The sequence below is a fragment of the Affinundibacterium flavidum genome, from assembly GCF_014284175.1.
GTDB lineage: Bacteria > Pseudomonadota > Gammaproteobacteria > Burkholderiales > Burkholderiaceae_D > Undibacterium > Undibacterium flavidum.
In genome coordinates this window covers 67217-88324 of the sequence record NZ_JACOGA010000010.1, presented here as the reverse complement: position 1 = coordinate 88324, position 21108 = coordinate 67217, and the positions used below count along the sequence as shown (strand labels likewise).

General features: G+C 44.7%; 20 protein-coding genes. 3 read left to right on the top strand and 17 right to left on the bottom strand.

The genetic code is table 11. The features are described from left to right. Nucleotides 1-3 precede the first annotated feature (3 nt). Entirely contained in the window at nucleotides 4-2004 is a 2001-nt protein-coding gene (locus H8K55_RS11950) for an ATP-binding cassette domain-containing protein (RefSeq protein WP_186942301.1), read from the top strand. A gap of 148 nt (nucleotides 2005-2152) precedes the next feature. Further along, nucleotides 2153-2911 (top strand): substrate-binding periplasmic protein, encoded by a 759-nt coding sequence (locus H8K55_RS11945; RefSeq protein WP_186942300.1) that lies wholly within the window; start codon nucleotides 2153-2155, stop codon nucleotides 2909-2911. Between the two features lie 403 nt (nucleotides 2912-3314). Here H8K55_RS11945 and H8K55_RS11940 read toward each other — a convergent pair whose 3' ends face one another. From H8K55_RS11940 to ppsA, 5 genes are all read right to left on the bottom strand, one after another. Further along, the gene (locus tag H8K55_RS11940; RefSeq protein WP_186942299.1) at nucleotides 3315-4364 is read right to left on the bottom strand and encodes a DNA ligase; all 1050 of its coding nucleotides are present in this window, start codon (nucleotides 4362-4364) and stop codon (nucleotides 3315-3317) included. Between the two features lie 179 nt (nucleotides 4365-4543). After that, nucleotides 4544-5461: an SPFH domain-containing protein gene (locus tag H8K55_RS11935; protein ID WP_186942298.1), complete on the bottom strand. Its 918-nt coding sequence runs from the start codon at nucleotides 5459-5461 to the stop codon at nucleotides 4544-4546. A gap of 59 nt (nucleotides 5462-5520) precedes the next feature. After that, the gene (locus H8K55_RS11930) at nucleotides 5521-5955 is read right to left on the bottom strand and encodes an NfeD family protein (protein WP_186942297.1); all 435 of its coding nucleotides are present in this window, start codon (nucleotides 5953-5955) and stop codon (nucleotides 5521-5523) included. 532 nt (nucleotides 5956-6487) lie between these two features. After that, nucleotides 6488-7405 (bottom strand): hypothetical protein, encoded by a 918-nt coding sequence (locus H8K55_RS11925; protein WP_186942296.1) that lies wholly within the window; start codon nucleotides 7403-7405, stop codon nucleotides 6488-6490. Between the two features lie 89 nt (nucleotides 7406-7494). Then, complete coding sequence (gene ppsA / locus H8K55_RS11920; protein WP_186942295.1) at nucleotides 7495-9924, bottom strand: phosphoenolpyruvate synthase; 2430 nt, start codon at nucleotides 9922-9924, stop codon at nucleotides 7495-7497. A gap of 290 nt (nucleotides 9925-10214) precedes the next feature. Between ppsA and ppsR the strand changes: the two genes are divergently transcribed. Beyond that, nucleotides 10215-11060 carry a posphoenolpyruvate synthetase regulatory kinase/phosphorylase PpsR gene (gene ppsR, locus H8K55_RS11915; protein WP_186942294.1) on the top strand — a complete coding sequence of 282 codons (846 nt, stop codon included), beginning with the start codon at nucleotides 10215-10217 and terminating at the stop codon, nucleotides 11058-11060. 74 nt (nucleotides 11061-11134) lie between these two features. Here ppsR and H8K55_RS11910 read toward each other — a convergent pair whose 3' ends face one another. From H8K55_RS11910 to fabD, 12 genes are all read right to left on the bottom strand, one after another. After that, complete coding sequence (locus tag H8K55_RS11910; RefSeq protein ID WP_186942293.1) at nucleotides 11135-11932, bottom strand: TrmH family RNA methyltransferase; 798 nt, start codon at nucleotides 11930-11932, stop codon at nucleotides 11135-11137. Nucleotides 11933-11934: 2 nt separating this feature from the next. Further along, complete coding sequence (rnhB, locus tag H8K55_RS11905) at nucleotides 11935-12579, bottom strand: ribonuclease HII (RefSeq protein ID WP_186942292.1); 645 nt, start codon at nucleotides 12577-12579, stop codon at nucleotides 11935-11937. After that, complete coding sequence (locus H8K55_RS11900) at nucleotides 12572-12847, bottom strand: glutaredoxin family protein (RefSeq protein WP_186942291.1); 276 nt, start codon at nucleotides 12845-12847, stop codon at nucleotides 12572-12574. Before H8K55_RS11900 ends, rnhB begins: the two co-directional genes overlap by 8 nt. A gap of 137 nt (nucleotides 12848-12984) precedes the next feature. Next, the gene (locus H8K55_RS11895) at nucleotides 12985-14526 is read right to left on the bottom strand and encodes a DegQ family serine endoprotease (protein WP_186942290.1); all 1542 of its coding nucleotides are present in this window, start codon (nucleotides 14524-14526) and stop codon (nucleotides 12985-12987) included. A gap of 30 nt (nucleotides 14527-14556) precedes the next feature. Beyond that, nucleotides 14557-15558 carry a MucB/RseB C-terminal domain-containing protein gene (locus H8K55_RS11890; protein WP_186942289.1) on the bottom strand — a complete coding sequence of 334 codons (1002 nt, stop codon included), beginning with the start codon at nucleotides 15556-15558 and terminating at the stop codon, nucleotides 14557-14559. 4 nt (nucleotides 15559-15562) lie between these two features. After that, nucleotides 15563-16240, bottom strand: coding sequence for a sigma-E factor negative regulatory protein (locus tag H8K55_RS11885; RefSeq protein WP_186942288.1), 678 nt, complete (start codon nucleotides 16238-16240; stop codon nucleotides 15563-15565). A gap of 78 nt (nucleotides 16241-16318) precedes the next feature. Then, a complete protein-coding gene (rpoE, locus tag H8K55_RS11880; RefSeq protein WP_186942287.1) occupies nucleotides 16319-16921 on the bottom strand; it encodes an RNA polymerase sigma factor RpoE in 603 nt (200 codons plus the stop codon). Between the two features lie 82 nt (nucleotides 16922-17003). Beyond that, nucleotides 17004-17501: a protein YgfX gene (locus H8K55_RS11875; RefSeq protein ID WP_186942286.1), complete on the bottom strand. Its 498-nt coding sequence runs from the start codon at nucleotides 17499-17501 to the stop codon at nucleotides 17004-17006. Between the two features lie 124 nt (nucleotides 17502-17625). After that, nucleotides 17626-18867: a beta-ketoacyl-ACP synthase II gene (gene fabF / locus H8K55_RS11870; protein ID WP_186942285.1), complete on the bottom strand. Its 1242-nt coding sequence runs from the start codon at nucleotides 18865-18867 to the stop codon at nucleotides 17626-17628. Nucleotides 18868-18904: 37 nt separating this feature from the next. Continuing rightward, entirely contained in the window at nucleotides 18905-19144 is a 240-nt protein-coding gene (gene acpP / locus H8K55_RS11865) for an acyl carrier protein (protein WP_186889650.1), read from the bottom strand. A gap of 131 nt (nucleotides 19145-19275) precedes the next feature. Continuing rightward, entirely contained in the window at nucleotides 19276-20028 is a 753-nt protein-coding gene (gene fabG / locus H8K55_RS11860) for a 3-oxoacyl-ACP reductase FabG (RefSeq protein WP_186942284.1), read from the bottom strand. Between the two features lie 122 nt (nucleotides 20029-20150). Further along, nucleotides 20151-21089, bottom strand: a complete 939-nt coding sequence (fabD, locus tag H8K55_RS11855; RefSeq protein WP_186942283.1) for an ACP S-malonyltransferase — start codon at nucleotides 21087-21089, stop codon at nucleotides 20151-20153. Between the last annotated feature and the right edge of the window lie 19 nt (nucleotides 21090-21108).

The following is a 21108-nucleotide window of genomic DNA, read 5'->3' as shown; positions in this document are numbered from 1 at the left end:
ATAATGATACGTCTTCAACAGGTCATCCTCGCCCGTGGTACTAAACCCCTTTTCGACAGCGTCGATGTCACACTTAATCCGGGCGATAAGATCGGTCTGATTGGTTCTAACGGCGCAGGCAAATCAAGCTTATTTGCCATGTTGCGTGGTGAATTACATCCTGATCAAGGGAGCATAGAATTCCCCGCCAAATGGCAATTAGCGCACGTCGCACAAGAAACGCCACCTCTCGAACGCAGTGCGATTGAATATGCCATTGATGGTGATGTCACCCTACGTAAGCTAGAAGCGCAATTAGCAGAACTCGAAGCACAACCTGAATCTCACGACAACGGTATCGCGATTGGTGAAGTCTACGGTGCGCTGGCCGATGCCGATGCGTATACCGTACGTTCGCGTGGCGAGCAATTATTGCTGGGTTTGGGCTTCACGATTGAACAGATGGAACAATCGGTCGCGAGCTTCTCTGGTGGTTGGCGTATGCGTTTAAATCTGGCACAAGCATTGATGTGCAAATCCGATTTACTGCTGCTTGATGAACCAACCAATCACTTGGATCTCGATGCAATTATTTGGCTAGAAGACTGGCTCAAACGCTATGCGGGTACGCTGATCATCATTTCGCATGATAGGGATTTTTTGGATGGTGTAGTCAACGTCGTCGTGCATATCGATGAACGTAAACTTAAACGTTATTCTGGCAACTATTCCGCGTTTGAACGTCAACGTGCAGCGCAGTTAATTCTCGCCCAAAGTTCTATCGAAAAACAAAGCCGCAAACGCGCCCATTTACAATCCTTTATTGATCGCTTTGCGGCAAAAGCCTCCAAAGCAAAACAAGCGCAAAGTCGGATTAAAGCCTTGGAGAAAATGGAAGAATTGGCACCTTTGCGGGCTGCTGCGGAGTTCTCATTTGAATTCCGCGAGCCACTGAGCGCGCCCAATCCTATGTTGGTGATGGACGATGTCGATTGCGGCTACCGTATTGAATCGCAAACCGACCATAGTTTTACCGAAAAGAAAATTGTCGGTGACGTAAAGTTCTCTTTGCAAATCGGCCAGCGCATAGGTTTATTGGGAATTAACGGTGCAGGTAAATCAACCTTGATCAAAACGATCATGGGTGAATTACCTCCACTGACAGGTACGATCACCACAGGTAAAGGTTTATCAGTAGGTTATTTCGCTCAGCATCAGGTAGAAATGTTGCGTCACGATGAATCGCCGCTCTGGCATTTGGCACACATTGCGCCCGATGTACGTGAGCAAGAATTACGTAATTTCCTCGGTGGCTTCAACTTCCCCGGCAGTATGGTGACTAGCCCGATTGCGCCGTTCTCTGGTGGTGAAAAGGCGCGTTTAGCATTGGCGATGATTGTCTGGCAACGCCCTAACCTATTGCTGCTCGACGAACCGACCAATCACTTAGATTTAGAAACGCGTGAAGCCTTAACTGAAGCCTTGGCACAATTCGAAGGCACATTGGTGGTCGTCTCCCATGACCGTCATTTATTACGCGCAACGACAGATCAGTTCATCATCGTTGCCGATGGTAAGCTTTTGCCTTTCGATGGTGATCTCGACGATTACAAAGACTGGCTCTACAAAACTAAGTTAGAACAAGCCGCTGCTGCAGCCAACGCTGCCGCTCTGCCAGTAAAATCCAAAGAAAAGGCAGCTGCATTACCTCAGGCACAACCAGTTCCGAGTGCACCCGTCGATGAAAAAGAACGCAAACGCCGCGATGCCGAAGAGCGTCAACGTATCGCCGCTTTACGTAAGCCGATAGAAACCAGAATCAAACGTCTGGAAGAGCAAATGGCGAAGCTGAATCTGAAAAAGGATGACTACAGTAAGCAACTCGAAGATGGCGCCATTTATGATGATGCCAATAAAGAGAAATTAAAAAATCTCCTATTAGATCAAGCTTATGTCGTGAAAGAATTGGATCAGCTAGAGGCCGACTGGCTGGAACAACAGGAATTTCTAGAAGCTGCAAGCTAAGAACATCGCATATCGTCAACAAAATGAGGGGATTTACGCCCCTCATTTCATTTCTGTTGTACGAATTTGTACCAAATGGCGCAGTCCTTGCGTATCTATCGGTTCAGCATTACCATAAAGCATCATCTCTCCTGATATCGAGAGCAACATGCGTACATCTTGTTTGCTACTGTCTCAAGCGTGTTTGGTGTTATCACTGATGACGCCTGTCTCGCTTCTTCAAGCACAAACTTTGCAGGTGTACACCCAGGCCTGGCCACCTTATAGCTACTATATTGAAGGCAAACTCACTGGCTATTCGACTGAATTGCTGCAGGCTGTATTACAGGAAGCCGCCCTAGACGCTAATTACACGCTCATAAGTTGGAATCGTGCCTATCAACACGCCAGCACTGAAGCAAACACCTTGCTTTATACGACGACCAGAACCCCCGATCGTGAGAATTTATTTGAATGGATAGGCCCGATTGGCATCAGAAAATTATGGCTATTCAAATTAAAAGAACGCACTGACATACAGATCAAAGATAAAGAAGACTTAAAAAAATATAAAGTGAGTATCGTACGCGATACCTCTAGTCTCAAATTGGTGATGGAGCGCGGATTTTTCCCGCGAGAACAAATTGATGAGGCGCCGACCACAGCATCGAATGTTAAGAAGCTCTTCTTCAAGCGAGTTGATCTTATTTTGGCGACGAATGGTGGTGCGAATTACGAATTGAGTCAGTTACCTTACCCCAAAGATGCTATGGAACCCGTGTATCTACTAAACGATGAATTCCTGTTCTACTTTGCCATTAACAAAAAAACTGAACCAGTGATCATAGAAAAAATTCGTCACGCATTTGAAAAAGTAAGAGCCTCAGGTCTCATCGAAACACTCAAGAAAAAGTATATGATCGACTAGGGTCTGCTGACATATATTTTAGGCAAGCGTTTCATTCAAAACGCAGGATGGCAAGGCGCATCTCGCCGCTGCGGCTGGCCGCCCCAGCAAGAGATGCAACGCTGTTCATCGTGCGTTTTGAGTGAAACCCTCCGGGAATGGCTCAAATGGGCACATGGCGGTGTTGCAATCTGCTTATAGTGCATGTTGTTTAAAACCCGCTACCGCGCAGCTTGCGGTGTAGTCAGGGTTTCGGACAGCATGCTGTCCGCTGACGTAACGGAGTTCCCTTGCAAGGGAACTTTCCTATAGCGATAGCCTAGCCCTGTGCTCATTTGCGCGCATTCACTTGCCTAAAATATATGTCAACAGACCCTAATTTTCCACCTGTTTCCCATATCTCCTTTTTCATCTTTTTCTTAATTTATTCAGGTCGATACACACGCACAAAACTAGCAAATTTGGGTAATCCGCTAGCAGTCCAATCACGATAACGATAGGTAATCAAAGAGCCGACCTGTGGTGGATTTCTTCTTTGTTCGTCGTCAAAACCTGTACCAAGCTTGAAGCGTTTGCCTTCTGAAGTCTCAAGCAGTAAAGCCCCCATCATGCCTTGATATTTTCCTTGACCAGCTTGTATAGCGATTACTTTCGCTTCTGCATCATGTTGTGGTTTCAATTTATAAACGAACTCACTGCGCCCCGCCTGAAATTCTGCACTCGCCAGGTGTAAAACCAATCCTTCCGCTTTCTGCAAGCTCAGTTGTTTGAGCTTTGCTTCGATTTGTTCTACGGACTTCACCGATTCTTGTGGGATGATACGCAGCCAAGGAATATGTAGTTTGTCCACCGTATTTTGCAAATCTTGCAAACGCTGACGAAATTCACCTTTAGCCAAAGGATATTCAAACAAGCAATATTGAATTTGTCGCCACTCTTGGTCATTGGCTTGCTGTCGCCGTACCGCACCAGATAAGCGTTCAAATTGCGCACGTCCCATCCATAATTCGCCATCCATAGGATGTGTAGGAAATTTTTCGGTGAACCACGCTGGCGCATTAATCACACGGCCGCTTCGAAAATACAATTTCTTACCATCCCAATAGGCTCGCACGCCATCTAATTTTTCACTCATCAGATAGTCGGTGAGATTCGAACTAAGTAATTGACTCGCGTCTCTCAGCGCTAGTGGTAAAACCAAGGCTAAACCAAGGTGGTTGTCTGGTTCCGCTATCGAAAAATCTGCAGGTCTGGCAGCCGATCTTTCTGCTGCAATGAAAGACTTGGCACTCACCGATAGCGCTAAAAAATTCAAAGGAAGCAGAGAATAAAATAAGATCTGTCTGCGCGCTTTACCGCGGTTATTCAGATCTTGAGAAAGTTCAGTAGTGGGCTCACTGCTGAACTCATTACCGAACTCACTGCGGAGCTCGTTACGAAACTCCATAAGCGAGTCGTTCTTAATCTTTTTCATCTCTGCACCATTTAAGTGATAGAAAGATTAAAAGTATAAAAACATTTATATTAAATTACAATTAAATAAATTAACTATGTAGCAAAAAAACAAAACCACCGTTCGCGGAAGAATCGGTGGCTTTGTTGATGACGACAGTCGAACAAGAACTAATGTGTTAGAACCTCAAGCGCGAGAACTTATTTCTGTGCTTTCACAACTTGCATCGCGCTTGCAATCAATCCACTCATATCACTCATATTCGCAGGCACGATGATGGAATTATTCGTCTTCGCCAAATTCGCAAACGCAGCAACATATTGCTCAGCTACTTTCAAATTCACCGCATCCGCGCCACCTGGCTCACGAATCGCTGCTGCTGTTTGACGAATCGCGTCTGCACTCGCTTCGGCAATGGCGCGAATCGCACCAGCTTGACCTTCCGCACGATTAATCGATGCCTGCTTCTCACCTTCAGATTTCGCAATAGATGCTTCACGCTCACCGGTTGCGATGTTGATTTGCTCCTGTTTGCGCCCTTCCGATGCCGCAATCAAGGCGCGTTTTTCACGCTCTGCCGTGATCTGTGCTTGCATCGCATGCAGAATTTCTTTTGGTGGCGTCAAGTCTTTAATCTCGTAACGTAATACTTTTACACCCCAGTTTGCAGCGGACTCATCAATCGCATTGACGATCGTCGTGTTGATATGATCGCGCTCTTCAAAAGTTTTATCGAGCTCCATCTTACCGATCACTGAACGCAGTGTGGTTTGTGCTAATTGCGTAATGGCTGCAATGTAATTAGACGAACCGTAAGAGGCACGCATCGCATCGGTAATTTGAAAATACAAGATACCATCCACTTGCAACTGCGTATTATCTTTGGTGATACAAACTTGTGGCGGTACATCCAGCGGGATCTCTTTTAACACATGCTTGTAAGCGACGCGATCAACGAATGGAACCACGATGTTGAGCCCCGGTGCCAAAGTCGCATGATACTTACCGAGGCGCTCAACAACCCACGCATCCTGCTGTGGCACAACTTTAATCGTTTTCATAATAAAAACGAGCGCCAACACAAATAATACGAGTACGACAAAGCCAGAATTTTCCATTTTGATTTCCTTTATTATTTTGTTTAAACCGATTTAAAAACTACTTGAACTGAGTTTGACTAAGCGGGGCGAACAATTAATCGACTACCTTCTACTGCCTCGATCACAAATAAACCTGAGCTGCCATTTGCATGACGTAATTCCACATCCCACATAGCGCCACGGTACTTGGTCCTTGCGACAAACACGCCATTGCCTTGATCTTCCCATTCGTCGACCTTTAATTGCTGGCCGATGTCGATATTCACGTTTGGATCGCGTGCTGCTTCGCCCCTCTCTTTCCAACCATATTTACTATGATGCAGAGCCAGAGTTGCGGCACTACCGATCACCGCAGCGATCAACATTTGCAATTGCACCGAGCCGATGAATAAAGATGCGGCAGCGGCACTTGCTAAACCAAGTGCAAACATCAACAAATAAAACGTACCAGTGAACAACTCACAAATAACGACCACTCCAGCTAACACTAACCACCAAGTCCATGCTTCCATTTATTATTCTCCTTATAAAGAATTACAACAGTCTGCCCGATAACTAATAAATTGTCATCGGTATTCTACAAACAAAAAAACCCTCGACACCGATGATGTGGAGGGTTTTTTTGCAGGTAATTTGAGGGATTACTAATTCTATGTTTTTTCTTGTTTTTGATACGCTTAATGTACAAGTTGATTGTGACAAGGCGATGAAAAGATTTGTACACAACACAAAAAGTAAGTCCCCATAAACGTCGCTTTACTCATCCAAACCAAAGTCTTCGCGAAGTGCTAACAGATTAGTGATTTCTTCAAGTTTCTTAGCATTTATTAGTTCACCGATTTTTGGTTGTATACCCAAACTCCTAGGACTATGAAAGAACTCATCTATACAAAATGTGCTATGACAGAATCCCAATAGATATTTTGCGTGATGGAGAAACGACTTAAATTGACTCAAACCCAATCTCAGTCACCCTAGAAAAACTGGTAACGATCAGATCGAGCCTGGTTAGTACACATAACCGCAATTAACAAAAATTGAAAACTATATTTCACCCGATATGAAATGCTTTTCCATATTGGTGAGTACGGCATTATGCTTAATTAGATAATTCCGACGGTCTACATTTTCAGAGAACAAGGGAACTCGCTCCAGCTCCCTACCCTCGTCACTAATAGCGACAACAGCTAACCCGAAGACGCGCTCGCCATTTACTTCCGCAAATCGACTAGTCAACTGGCGAACGATTGCTTCGCTCCTCATTGCAACTTCATTGACACTTTGTCGAACCTCGCGATGAAGTCGAGCCATGCTGGAGAGGTATTCCCTTACCAATGGTTTTACATCTAACTTATCTTCATCACGAGCTACAAGCTCCTCTCTTGTTTTCGACCTGATCTTCTTATTTTCGGACAATTCACGAGTACTAATGTAAGCGGTTGCGTGATGACTACACTGAGTTCTTTCCTCATTTTTCCATTGATTGCCATGTTGCATGAGTTGAATTGGGAAATCACTGTGCTGCACATGATTTCGCACTGCACTCATAATACGGTACGAGTAAAAGTCATCGAACTCTTTATTGGTATTCTTTTCGAACAACTCAGACTGTGAACAGCTATCGCCGAAGATGTCATTTAGATTCTGGGGAACTTGATCAAGGTATGCTTTAGTTGAAGAAAGGAGGTTAAGAAGTTTTCCATTAACCAACTGAATCTCATTCATGTACTCAGCCCATTCTTTGACGCCAAAAAGGAGTGTCGATAACGCAATTGAATGCAATTGACTTTCGAAGTCTGCATAGTTCTGCAAGATTAACGAGTACTTCTCTTCAAGTGCCAAACACCTTTGGTTAATAACATAAGCTTGCTTGGCATCGATGAATTCGGTGAGCGATATCTCGATACAGTCCGTCACGGTTCCTGACTTGAGTACGAATTTCGAAGCATTTTTTAGTGTCATAGTTCTCTCTCTGAGATTATCCAGCAAAAAAGCGCGAAGACTCAATTGAATCTTCGCGCTCTCATTTACCGAGAATTTACAACGGCACTTTACTTAGCAACGGCAGCCAACTGCTTCCATGTATCGATCACTGAATCTGGGTTCAAGGAAATCGATTCAATACCTTGTTGCATCAACCATTCTGCAAAGTCAGGATGATCGGAAGGTCCCTGGCCGCAAATGCCGACATATTTGCCCGCTTTAAGACACGCAGAAATCGCGCGTGACAACATCGCTTTTACCGCAGGGTCGCGTTCATCAAAATCTGCCGCTAGCAGTTCCATACCAGAGTCACGATCCAGGCCCAAAGTTAATTGTGTCAAGTCATTAGAACCAATAGAGAAACCATCAAAGAACTCTAAGAATTCATCAGCCAGAATCGCATTTGAAGGCACTTCGCACATCATGATCAAACGCAAACCATTTTCGCCGCGCTTCAAACCATTTTTACCGAGCAAATTCACGACTTTTTCTGCTTGACCTAAAGTACGTACGAAAGGCACCATGATTTCGACATTAGTCAAACCCATGTCGTTACGCACGCGTTTCATTGCCGTGCATTCCATCTCGAAAGACTCGGCGAAATCGCTGGCCAAATAACGTGCAGCACCGCGGAAGCCTAACATTGGATTTTCTTCGTCCGGTTCGTAGCGTGTACCACCGATGAGTTTTTTGTACTCGTTCGATTTAAAATCAGATAGGCGCACGATGACTTTTTTAGGCCAGAACGCTGCGGCAATCGTCGCAACACCTTCAGCTAATTTATCGACGTAAAAGGCCTTTGGCGATGCATGACCACGCGCCACCGATTCCACCGCTTTTTTCAAATCAGGATCAATATTCGGATATTCCAAAATCGCTTTTGGATGTACGCCGATATTGTTATTGATAATAAATTCCAAACGCGCCAAGCCCACGCCTTCGTTCGGTACTGATTGGAAATCAAATGCCAATTGCGGGTTACCGACGTTCAGCATAATTTTCAATGGCAACTTCGGCAATTCACCACGAACTTCTTCGGTCACTTCAGTTTCAATCAAGCCGTCGTAAATTTTACCTTCATCACCTTCAGCGCAAGACACCGTGACTAATGTGCCGTCTTTCAAAAGATCCGTCGCATCACCGCAACCAACTACCGCTGGCACACCGAGTTCACGCGCGATAATCGCCGCGTGACAAGTACGACCACCACGATTAGTGACGATGGCGGCGGCACGCTTCATGACTGGTTCCCAGTTGGGATCGGTCATATCCGCGACCAGTACATCGCCTGGTTGTACGCGTTCCATTTCGGATGGGTCGTGAATGACGCGTACGCGACCAGCGCCAATTTTTTGACCAATCGCACGGCCTGATACCAATACTGCGCCCGTACCTTTGAGTTTAAAGCGTTGCTGTGCGTCGCTTGCTTTTTGCTGCGACTTCACCGTTTCTGGGCGTGCTTGCAAAATATAGAGTTTGCCATCGCGACCGTCTTTGCCCCACTCGATGTCCATAGGACGACCATAGTGTTTCTCGATGATCACAGCGTACTTAGCTAATTCAACAACCTCTGTATCGTCCAACGAATAACGATTACGCAGTTCGATAGGTACATCGACAGTCTTCACAGAACGACCCGCTTTGGCTTCGCCGGTAAATTCCATTTTGATCAATTTGGAACCAATATTACGGCGAATTACTGGCAGCTTACCTAATTCCAACATCGGTTTATGCACATAGAATTCATCCGGATTCACCGCGCCTTGTACTACCGTTTCACCAAGACCGTAGCTAGAAGTAATGAACACCACGTCTTTAAAACCAGACTCAGTATCAATCGTGAACATCACACCAGCTGCGCCGAGATCCGAGCGCACCATGCGTTGCACACCAGCAGACAATGCGACTTCAGCGTGAGTGAAACCTTTATGTACGCGATAAGAGATCGCACGGTCATTGTATAAAGAGGCGAACACATGCTTCATCGCTTCTAATACATTGTCGATACCAACGACGTTCAGGAATGTTTCTTGTTGACCTGCGAAAGAGGCATCTGGCAAATCTTCAGCGGTTGCAGAAGAACGCACCGCGAACGACATTTCCGCTGTTGAATCTGCAACGAGTTTGTTATAAAACTCTTCAATTTCTTTTTGCAGGCGTGGCTGAAAAGGTGTATCAATAATCCATTGACGAATTTCCGCGCCAGCTCGCGCTAACTCTTTAACGTCTTCGATATCGAGTGTCGCGAGGCGATCTGCGATACGTTGAGCTAAAGGCAAACCGCCGTTTTCGCTATAGGAAAGAAAATCACGAAATGCTTGTGCTGTAGTGGCAAAACCACCCGGAACACGCACGCCAGCAGAAGCAAGCTGGCTAATCATTTCGCCAAGTGAAGCATTTTTACCGCCAACGGAATCAACATCGGTCATCCGTAAGTTTTCGAACGAGGCAACATACACAGATTCACTGCGCGCCTCGATATTTGCTGCGTTAGACATAACAACCTCTTTTTTGATGATAAGAAATCTTTCGCACTGCTTCGTCGCACGCCTACAGGCTTTCTTGTTATTCTGTTGCCAGCGTCAACTTTACTATTGAATTGCTATTGAGCGGCATTTTACCTTGTGCGCTGCAAAAATTACATTTGGCTTTTAAAATTTATCGGAATTTGTGAATTTTTTAGTTGATATATTTATTCTGTCAAATTCACCATACGATAAACTGAGCCTGGACGGTTTACTGTACAATTTCCCTCAATATTTGACTACCCATTTAACCATTATTCCCTATGTCCGATCATCACGCCCCCGCTCTGCCCATTGCCAATCGCACTGTCTTTTTTGTCTCTGATGGCACTGGCATTACGGCGGAAGCATTTGGACACTCGGTCATCACGCAATTCGATCTTAAATTTAAGCAAGTCCGCTTGCCGTTTATTGACGATATTGAAAAAGCAGAAGATGCGGTAAGACGTATCAATGAAGCTTTTGAATTGACCGGCAATCGACCTATTGTTTTTTCCACTTTGGTAAAACCTGATTTAGCCAGTGTGATTTTCAAATCCAAGGGCTTGCATATGGATTTAATTCAAACCTTTGTAGCACCGTTAGAAGAAGAGCTCGGTATTAAGTCGACACATACAGTCGGTCGCAGCCACAATATTGCAGATACCGAAGAATATAAGAATCGGATTGAAGCTATCAATTTTTCGCTGGCGCACGACGATGGGCAATCGAATAAAAATCTCTCACTGGCCGATGTCATTTTGGTCGGCGTGTCACGTTCAGGTAAAACGCCAACCACGCTGTATTTAGCAATGCAGTATGGAATTAAAGCAGCCAACTATCCTTTAATTCCGGATGATTTTGAACGCGGTAAGCTACCGTCTGCTTTACCTGAATTCAAAGGAAAAATATTTGGCCTCAGCATCGCCCCAGAGCGCTTATCCGAGATTCGCAATGAGCGCCGCCCAGGCAGTAAATACGCATCTTTGGAAAACTGCCGCTATGAGGTGAATGAAGCAGAAGCGATGATGAAACGAGAAGGGATACGCTGGTTATCATCTACCGCAAAATCCATCGAAGAAATCGCCACGACAATTTTGCAAGAAGTAAAGCCTGACTCCCGCCTGTAAGAACAAAAAAGCTTGAAGTCATTTTCACGACCTCAAGCTTTTTTGCAGAAAATCCTCAGAGCTACTCCAAAAACTTATTTGGAAGCGCCAGCAATCTGCTGCCGAACTTGCTCAAAAAAACAAATCGCTGCACTTGCCGCCACGTTCATCGATTCGATCTCTGGTTTCTGTGGAATCGTTACCGTATCAGTCGCCAATGCCATCAATTCGGGATCAACGCCCTGCCCTTCATGTCCAAACAACCATGCCAATGGTCGATTTAAGTTGATTTGATAAATCGTCGTCTTGGTGTGCGAACTAGTTGCCAAGACGGGAATAGTCGACGCACTGATCAATGCATGTAAATCGACATTTTCGAAAATATCCAATAAAAAGTGCGCGCCCATCCCAGCGCGTAAGACTTTAGGTGACCATGCAGAAGCACTGCCAGGGCTGCAAAATACTTGCTGAATACCTGCGGCTGCGGCACTACGCAAGATAGAACCAAGATTACCTGGGTCTTGTAAATTATCGAGCAAAACTGCGTTCAACGACAATTGCTGTGGCGCTTGTTCCTGATTCGCAGCGATCACAAACAAAATACCGATACCATTTTCAACCTGACTTAAGGCCTGATATAAATTATCAGGTAACACTATGCAATCCGCACCGTCTTCTTCGCACTGTGCGAGTATGCCAACTACCTCATGATGATCGACACAGCTGGCTGAGACAACACATAACTCAGGGCTGCCGCGATGCTGTAAAAATGCCTGACAGAGATGCACACCATCCAGCATCGTTTTAGCAGATTTTTTTCGTGCACTGGCACTGCTGGCTAAATGCTTAAGCTCTTTATATGAAGCATTGTCACGTGAAGTAATCTGTTTCATAGTCACTGATCTTTCAAGAGCGCTTTCACCGGCGCATAAGATTTTCTATGAATCGGTGACACGCCATGTAGTTTGAGTCGCTCTAAGTGCAAAGCAGTTGGGTAACCTTTGTGTTGATCTAAAGCGTATTCTGGATATTGTAAATGCAGCTGTGCCAATAAATGATCTCGTGCCGTTTTGGCTAAAATTGACGCAGCAGAAATCGCAGGAACTTTATCGTCACCTTTAACGATCGCCTCAGAACGCACGGACATCACTGGACAACGATTACCATCGATCAAGGCCAAAGTCGGCGTCACTTTTAAGGCCTCAACTGCCCGTCGCATGGCCAGCATGGTTGCCTGCAAAATATTCAGCGTATCAATTTCTTGCTCAGAACATTCTGCTATTGCCCAGGCTAATGCTTTTTCTTTGATTTCTATCGCTAAAACATCACGTTGAGCTTCACTCAGCTTTTTAGAGTCTCGCAAGCCAGAAATCGGACGCGCAGGGTCGAGTATCACTGCAGCGGCAGTCACTGGCCCTGCTAAAGGGCCGCGTCCAGCTTCATCGACACCACAGATTACTTCACCTTCGTAGTCGAACAAGGCAAACAAGGACAGATTTTCTTGCGCTTGATCCGTTTTTTCTTTCGTTTTCTTAATCATGCAAGAAGGCTCTCAGTTTTTCTACATCCAAAAAATAATGGCAGATTTGTTGTGCCTCTTGACCTTCTTTTTGCCCAAATAGAACGGGGACCAATTCATCGAATCTGGCTACTAAAGTCTCATCAGCATCGACATCGACGACATCAATATCAATACTTGTATCGTCCAAGCTAGCCTTGAGCTGGTCCAGCATGTCGTCACACAAATGACAATAAGTGCGTGAATAAAGCGTGAATTTGATCGGAAAATCAGATGAAATTTCAGACATAAGGCAGAATAAATTACGACAAATTGAGAATGCAGTGATTATATCGCCTCTCAACTGCTTTCCGATTGAATTCTCCCAAAAGACAAAGCCGCACAAGTTGCCCTGTGCGGCTTAAATTACACCTACTTACAAAAAGTCTATCCAGCTGGACGAATCACTAAGAACTGCGATGCCTCACCACGACGCACTAATAAGACAACTGATTTCTTGGTATCTAATTTAGCTAACATCGCATCAAATTGCTTTACATCTTTAATATCAACATTATTCATCATCAAGATAATGTCGCCTGGACGTAATCCACTACCCGCTGCCAGTCCATCAACGTTGTCAATCACGACACCATTGCCATTTGGCATACTGCGTTTTTGCGCATCGCTCAAATCAGACACCGTAATCCCGAGATGGTTTTCTGCCTTCTCTTTTTTACTCTTCTTGTCATTTTTCTGAATTGGTTTATCGGCATCTGCCTCACCAACCGTCATCGTGATGTCTTTAGCAGAACCTTTACGCCATACAGAAACGACTACTTTACTACCAGGCTTAGTTGCACCAACCATGCGAGGTAAGTCGCTACGTTTTTCTATCGGGTTACCATTAAATTTGAGGATGACATCCCCTTCTTGTATCCCTGCTTTATCCGCTGGACCACTTGCTTCCACTCTTGCAACGAGGGCGCCTTGCGCTTTGCTCAGTCCCAAACTCTCCGCAACCTCTTTACTCAAATCCCCAATTTCAACCCCCATACGACCACGCGACACGACACCGGAGCTTTTCAATTGCTCAACTACGCGCATCGCTTCGTCAATCGGGATCGCAAAAGAAATTCCCATGTAACCACCGGAGCGGCTATAAATTTGAGAGTTAATACCGATGACTTCGCCCCGCATATTGATCAGCGGACCACCTGAATTACCTGGATTCACAGCCACATCAGTTTGTATCAATGGCAAGTAATCGCCAGTATCACGCGCCTTGGATGAAATGATCCCTGAGGTGACCGTATTATCCAAATTAAATGGTGAGCCGATAGCAATGACCCATTCACCTGCTTTGATCTTATCAGAGTCACCAATGGCTATTTTTGGCAACTTACTACCATCAATCTTCAATACGGCGACATCGGTACGTCTATCACTGCCAACGACTTTGGCTTTGAATTCTCGTTTGTCAGTCAGTTTAACGTACACTTCAGACGCATCTTCAACCACATGGGCATTGGTCAACACATAACCATCTTGGCTGACGATGAAACCGGAGCCCACGCCGCGTGGTACCTCTTGCTCTTGTTGTTGTCTTGGTGCTTGGCGACGATTCTTAGGCGCTTGTTGAGGTGCAGGAATGCCAAAAAAACGACGAAAAAGCTCTTGCGCCTGCTCATCGTCACTGAATGGATCACCTTGAACCTGAGTGATTTTTTGTGTGGTGCGAATATTCACCACCGAAGGGCTCGTTTTCTCAACCAACTGTGTGAAATCAGGCAAACCGCTTACCAACAAAGGCGCTGGCGTTGCGCTTGTTGTTACCGGATTAGATTGAGCTGGTGAAGATGCTTGTGCATTCGCGTCATTTGCAGTGCCGAAAAAACTCACTGCAGAAAATACCGATGCGCTGATTAATACCGAGGAAATAAGAATAGAGATATGTTTTTCAACAGGAAAAGAGCGTACATTTTTCATATTGCCACCATGAATCTGAATTGTGTTGGACTATTTTTTAAATTGAATGGAATTGATTACTTGTTTAATTGCCGCATTTGGCACTTCGCCGACCACCGTCAACCAATTATCACCCTGACGTTTGCCCATGATAGTCATCGCGCCCTGTTGCAAGCTGCCTTCAGTCCGACTGCCCGTATTAGGTTCTACAAAAACCGAAATTGTCGACAATCCATCAGAAAACATCATTTGAACAACTTGATGTGATTTTGTTTGATTTGCATCTGTGCCCGATGCATTGCCTGAGATAGGAATGAATCGTTTAGTTTCAAGAGTTTTTTTGAAGCCATTTGGTAAATTTTTGACTGTCCAACCAGAATGTACATTCGCTTGCACTGTCATATTTTCAGTTTTCCACTGTGCGACATTGGCAAAGCTCGGCTTCAGTTTTGTCTTATCTACTTCACCAAGTGAAATCTGTGTGAATGCAATTTGCTCAATCACTTCGTTGCGCGGATTCAATGTTTGAATACCTAGCAAGAGTCCTGAGTTTTTTTCTATGCACAGGCGAAATCCATAACGCAACGCATCTTTTGGTTGAAAATTCAGGACTTGACACTCAGTACCTGCAACGCGACTCATTTGCGCCTTCTTAATCAAATAAGATTCAGGCAATAAATGGGCATTTTGATTAAGTAAAGCAGGGAATTCTTCTTGACTCAAATTCTGTTCAACTTGAATGACTTTACTTTCAGGTAAATAACAAGAAACCTCTCCATTGCGGCGAATATACTCACGTGGCTTCGCATCTAAGATTTCGAGTTTTTCGACTTCGGTATCGCCGTCAAAACCATGCGTTATTTTAGAAGTTCTGGTTTGATTTCCTTGCTGATAAACAAAAGTTCCTGAGTAACTCGTTTTCTTGGCCGCATTCTGCACCGATTGCAGCATCTTCAGAAGATCACGATCTTCATTGGATTGCGCGTCAACATTGCCCGATATTGACACAATAGCCAACGAAAAAATTGCTAAGAAAGCGTGTTTAAACCACATAAGATTATTTATTGGATTCTGTAGGAGAAACAACATTCGCACGTTGAACGTAACGCGCACTGTTATCCAAGCTTGGCGACACTTTCTGATGTGCCAACAGATAACTATCCAAGCGTGGATCACGCAACATTTCGACCTGATTTTCCAATTTAGGAGCGAATTCAGCCTCCTTATTGACATGGTTAGCGGCTGATCCGGACGACGATGCACTTGCAGATGCTCCAGTATTCGATGCCAACTTTACGCCAGGTGCAGAGAAAGGATCTGCGGATTCCACTTTGGCTATTGTTCCATCCATATTACTTGGCGACTTCAGTAATGGAATGATTTGTGGCGCCATCAAAAATGCCAGTATTACGGTTGCTGCGACGCTCGTCACAGCCCAATAGGCTGACTTTTTGGCGGCATTTCTTTTGTTACTTTTCATTGTGTTTTGCGGTGCCAGAATGACTGGTTCAGCATCTAGCAAAGCAGACATTTTTGCAGAAAAATTCGGGCTAAGTGCCACAGCCAAATCATCAGAACGCAACACATCGCCAAGCTCATGATATTGAGTCCAGGTTTGCATCACTTGTTGACCGTCTTGCCCCTTCAAACGATCCAACAATGCATCTAGCTGAGCATCCGATAGCTCGCCATCTAGCACGCTAGAAATTAGTTCGTCATGGTTACTCTTATTCATCGCTTCTTCCCGGTTCAACTTCATTTATTTTTTCTACTATTTTCTTTTACTAACAATCTTACTTACCATCGCTGCTGCTTACCATCTCTGATCAATTGATGTACCAATTAATGGCCTCAATTTTTCGGCTATGGCCTCACGTGCCCTAAAAATCCGGCTACGCACTGTTCCTATCGGACAAAGCATGACTTCTGCAATTTCGTCATAACTTAATCCTTCTATTTCGCGCAAGGTAATTGCATTCCTCAATTCTTCAGGTAACGACAACATCACTGCGTTTACTGTTGCTGCAATCTGTTTACTCGCCATCAATGACTCTGGCGTATTGATATCTCTTAGTCCATCGGCATCGTGAAAAGTTTCCGCTTCTGAGACATCCGCATCCGTCGATGTTGGTGCGCGCCGCCCTTGCGTCACAAGATAATTTTTTGCCGTATTAATTCCTATTCGATATAACCAGGTATAAAACGCTGAGTCACCCCGAAAATTCGCTAAAGCGCGATATGCCTTAATAAACGCTTCTTGCACTACATCTTCTGCCTCTGCATGATCATGGACGAGTCTGGACACGAGCCTATATAGTTTCCTTTGATATTTAGAAACTAGAAGCTCAAATGCTTTTTTATCACCACGCTGAACGCGCTCAACCAATAGTTGATCTATATCGCGTTCGTTTGTCACACAAACATTCCCATTTTGCTGAGTTCTTAATTATTTTTTGTTTAGAAATTTATTGTAACTAGTCGTTTGACGCTATCAGGCCTTAAAAGTTCCCTTCAGACATTTGATTCCCATCAATCAAAGAGCGCTGCCGCCTCTGAGACAAATATGTTAAAGCAACGCTCAAGCGGCGAAACTCATTGATGCTCACTGCATCGCGAAAAATCAATAGTCGACGCTGCATTCCAGTCTCATCTTGAACGCGCATCACGATCAATTGAGACCACACTACTATGGGCGATCTTACTGACATTGCGCGAAAACTTTGCTCGTTCAAGCTTGGTCGCATATCACGTACAGCCATGTTCCCATCAGAATCTATTTCTAACTGATACGGCACTGTATCAACCAACTGACGTCGAACCAAGCACGCAATGAAAAACAAACCTGCTGCCATGACCAATAGGCCATAGATTCCTACTTCTTCATACAGCACCATTGCTACATACGACAATGCGCAGAAGACCAGCACTGACACTACCAACAAATACAACTTTAATCTCTGCGATGACTTAACAAACATTGACACAGCCAAGTTCATACAGATCCTATTCATAAGAAAACAAAAAAACAAAAAACAAAAAACAAAAAAAAACACCACATACATTATGTGGTGTTTTTTTAATATGATCCAGTTTAAAACCAAGAATTTTTAAACTCCTGAATTAAGCTTTCGCAAAAATCAATGTTCCATTAGTACCGCCAAAACCAAACGAATTCTTCATCGCATATTGAATATTCATATCGCGAGCAGTATTCGCACAATAATCGAGGTCACATTCTGGATCTTGATTAATGATATTGATCGTCGGTGGAGAAACTTGATTGTGCACAGCTAATACGGACAGTACAGATTCCAAACCACCGGCCCCACCCAACAAATGACCGGTCATCGATTTAGTCGAATTGATAGTCATCTTGTAAGCGTGATCACCGAACGCCGACTTAATTGCGTCAGTTTCATTCTTATCACCTAAAGGCGTAGAAGTACCATGCGCATTCAAGTAGCTGATCTGATCTGTATTTAATCCTGCATTTTTCAATGCATTGAGCATACTACGACGCGGACCATCAACCGTCGGCGTGGTGATATGGTAGGCGTCGCCGCTCATACCAAAGCCTAACACTTCCGCATAGATCTTAGCGCCTCGTGCTTTTGCGTGCTCATATTCTTCTAACACCATAACCCCAGCACCTTCACCCAAGACAAAACCGTCACGGTCTTTATCCCAAGGACGCGAAGCTGTCGCAGGGTCATCATTGCGGGAAGACAAAGCACGAGCAGATGCAAAGCCGCCCAAGCCCAAAGGAGAAATCGTTGATTCCGCGCCACCAGCAATCATTACATCCGCATCACCGTACTCAATCATACGGGCAGCGTTACCGATGCAATGCAAACCAGTCGTACAAGCAGTAACTATCGCCAAATTAGGACCTTTCAATCCGTATTTGATCGACAAATTACCAGAGATCATATTGATAATGGAAGCTGGCACAAAGAAAGGTGTAATGCGACGTGGTCCACGCGCAATCAAAACTTCCTTAGTTTCTTCGATCAATGGCAAGCCACCAATACCCGAACCAACAATCACACCTATACGCTCTGCATTTTCTTCAGTGACTGTGATCCCACTGTCTTGAAAAGCCTGCACACCAGCCGCAATACCAAAATGGATAAAAGTATCCATATTGCGTGCTTCTTTAGCTGGAATATAGTCTTCGATATTAAAACCCTTCACTTCACCAGCGAAGTGGGTCGTGAATGGCGTAGCATCAAACTTGGTAATAGTTGCGATACCAGATTTACCAGCGAGGATGGCTGCCCATGTGTCAGCAATATTATTGCCGACAGGAGACACACAACCAAGGCCAGTAATTACAACTCGACGTTTACTCGTGAGGCTCAAGCGTCTCTCCTGGAATTAATAAAGCAATCCGACAGAATTAAGCTTTGACGTGCGCAGTTGCGTAGTCGATCGCTTGTTTAACAGTCGTGATTTTTTCTGCTTGTTCGTCAGGGATTTCCATTTCGAACTCGTCTTCCAAAGCCATGACCAACTCAACTGTGTCGAGTGAGTCTGCGCCCAAATCATCTACGAAGGAAGATTCAATTTTGATGTCAGCTTCAGCGACGCCTAATTGTTCAGCGACGATTTTTCTAACGCGTTGTTCGATATCAGACATGTGGTCTCCATTAGTGGTTACAGAAAGTGCGCGCATTTTAGCAGGTTTGCGCGCGAAAAGAGCATTTTTAGATGCCTCACCTTTAACTCCGCTTAATTTCAGCGAAATTCGCTTAATTTACAACAACCATATTAACACAAATACATGCCACCATTCACGTGGATTGTTGTTCCCGTGACATATCCGGCACCTGACGATGCCAAAAAGACAGTTGCCGCAGCAATATCTTCCGGCTGCCCTAATTTGCCCATAGGAATTTGTGTCAAAATTGCATTCTTTTGATCATCTGTTAGCGCTTTGGTCATGTCCGTGTCAATAAAGCCTGGCGCAATACAATTGACCGTGATGTTACGACTACCAATCTCCAATGCCAACGCACGACTCATCCCTGCAACACCAGCTTTTGCTGCAGCATAATTCATTTGCCCAGGATTACCGGAAGAACCGACCACGGAAGTAATATTAATGATACGCCCATGCTTAGCTTTCATCATGCCGCGCAAAACAGCACGAGATAAGCGTGCAACAGAATTCAAATTGGTAGAGATAACACTATCCCAATCATCCTCTTTCATGCGCATCGCCAATTGGTCCTGGGTGATGCCCGCATTGTTTACCAATATAGACAAAGAACCGAATTCTTTTTGAATTTCATCAACCAGAGAACTACAACGCTCTACATCGTTGACATTAAATGCCACGCCCTTACCGGCCTCGGGATTCACTTCTTGCAAATACGCTGTAATGGCTTGCGCACCAGACTCAGAAGTCGCAGTGCCAATGACTTTCGCACCCGCTTGCGCTAAGGCGATAGCGATTGCTTTACCAATTCCACGAGAAGCACCAGTGACCAATGCCACCTGATTTACCAGTTGTTGCGTCATATTTCCTCACTATCTTGACAATTTACACAATTATCAAATTGACATAATTTATTATTTAATTAGCTTAATTAATAATTTTAACTTGTTTTGAACTTATTTTAAAAATTAATCTAAATTTAATTTCAGCCCAGCGATGCCAACACTTTTTCCAGTGTTTCTTGATCATAAATCGCATCACCAAGCAAATCGCCATTAATGCGCTTAGTCAAACCTGCCAACACCTTACCCGGACCACATTCGATTAGCTGAGTAATGCCAGATGCAGCAATTGCATTCACCGTCTCAACCCAGCGAACTGGACTTGCTGCTTGACGCACCAAAGCATCTTTTATCAAAGCCGGGTCAGTAACAATGGCGACATCTACATTATTAATCAAAGCAATCGCGGGTGCGGAAAATGACACGTTTGCCAAATATTCGCGTAATTGGTCAGACGCTGGCTTCAACAACGAAGAATGAAATGGTGCAGATACTGGCAAAGGCAAGGCACGTTTAGCGCCTTTTGCTTTAGCCAATTCACATGCTCGTTCAACCGCTGCTTTACTACCAGCAATGACCACTTGAGCTGGCGCATTGAAGTTGACGGCCTCAACTACTTCAGAAGTTGCCGCAGCAGCCTCTACACATGCAGCGATTACATCAGCATCACTCAAACCCAAAATAGCTGCCATACCGCCTTGCCCCACTGGCACAGCGCTTTGCATCGCCTGCGCGCGAAAACGCACCAAAGGCACAGCATCTTTAAAGGCAATCACACCCGCTGCAACCAACGCAGAATATTCACCCAAGCTATGACCTGCAACAATCGATGGCTGCTTACCGCCAGCAGCGATCCATGCGCGATATGTCGCGACAGCTGCAGTCAACATCACGGGTTGGGTATTTGTCGTTAAATCTAAATCTTCTTTCGGACCTTCGGAAATCAATTTTCCCAAATCCATTTGCAAAGCGTCAGAAGCTTCTGCAATCGTTTCTTGAACAACTGGGTTACCAGCAAAGCCATTTAACATGCCAATTGCTTGCGAGCCTTGACCTGGAAATACAAATGCAAATTGCGCCATAATATTTTTACTCTAGGTG

Bases quoted from the DNA above. Each gene is read 5' to 3' on its own strand.
- H8K55_RS11890 (WP_186942289.1), bottom strand. From the start codon at position 15,558: ATGTGGTTTAAACACGCTTTCTTAGCAATTTTTTCGTTGGCTATTGTG.
- ppsA (WP_186942295.1), bottom strand. From the start codon at position 9,924: ATGTCTAACGCAGCAAATATCGAGGCGCGCAGTGAATCTGTGTATGTT.
- acpP (WP_186889650.1), bottom strand. From the start codon at position 19,144: ATGTCTGATATCGAACAACGCGTTAGAAAAATCGTCGCTGAACAATTA.
- fabG (WP_186942284.1), bottom strand. From the start codon at position 20,028: ATGACGCAACAACTGGTAAATCAGGTGGCATTGGTCACTGGTGCTTCT.
- H8K55_RS11885 (WP_186942288.1), bottom strand. From the start codon at position 16,240: ATGAATAAGAGTAACCATGACGAACTAATTTCTAGCGTGCTAGATGGC.
- H8K55_RS11940 (WP_186942299.1), bottom strand. From the start codon at position 4,364: ATGAAAAAGATTAAGAACGACTCGCTTATGGAGTTTCGTAACGAGCTC.
- H8K55_RS11875 (WP_186942286.1), bottom strand. From the start codon at position 17,501: ATGAACTTGGCTGTGTCAATGTTTGTTAAGTCATCGCAGAGATTAAAG.
- H8K55_RS11900 (WP_186942291.1), bottom strand. From the start codon at position 12,847: ATGTCTGAAATTTCATCTGATTTTCCGATCAAATTCACGCTTTATTCA.
- H8K55_RS11950 (WP_186942301.1), top strand. From the start codon at position 4: ATGATACGTCTTCAACAGGTCATCCTCGCCCGTGGTACTAAACCCCTT.
- ppsR (WP_186942294.1), top strand. From the start codon at position 10,215: ATGTCCGATCATCACGCCCCCGCTCTGCCCATTGCCAATCGCACTGTC.
- H8K55_RS11910 (WP_186942293.1), bottom strand. From the start codon at position 11,932: ATGAAACAGATTACTTCACGTGACAATGCTTCATATAAAGAGCTTAAG.
- H8K55_RS11895 (WP_186942290.1), bottom strand. From the start codon at position 14,526: ATGAAAAATGTACGCTCTTTTCCTGTTGAAAAACATATCTCTATTCTT.
- fabD (WP_186942283.1), bottom strand. From the start codon at position 21,089: ATGGCGCAATTTGCATTTGTATTTCCAGGTCAAGGCTCGCAAGCAATT.
- H8K55_RS11935 (WP_186942298.1), bottom strand. From the start codon at position 5,461: ATGGAAAATTCTGGCTTTGTCGTACTCGTATTATTTGTGTTGGCGCTC.
- H8K55_RS11925 (WP_186942296.1), bottom strand. From the start codon at position 7,405: ATGACACTAAAAAATGCTTCGAAATTCGTACTCAAGTCAGGAACCGTG.
- rnhB (WP_186942292.1), bottom strand. From the start codon at position 12,579: ATGATTAAGAAAACGAAAGAAAAAACGGATCAAGCGCAAGAAAATCTG.
- H8K55_RS11930 (WP_186942297.1), bottom strand. From the start codon at position 5,955: ATGGAAGCATGGACTTGGTGGTTAGTGTTAGCTGGAGTGGTCGTTATT.
- H8K55_RS11945 (WP_186942300.1), top strand. From the start codon at position 2,153: ATGCGTACATCTTGTTTGCTACTGTCTCAAGCGTGTTTGGTGTTATCA.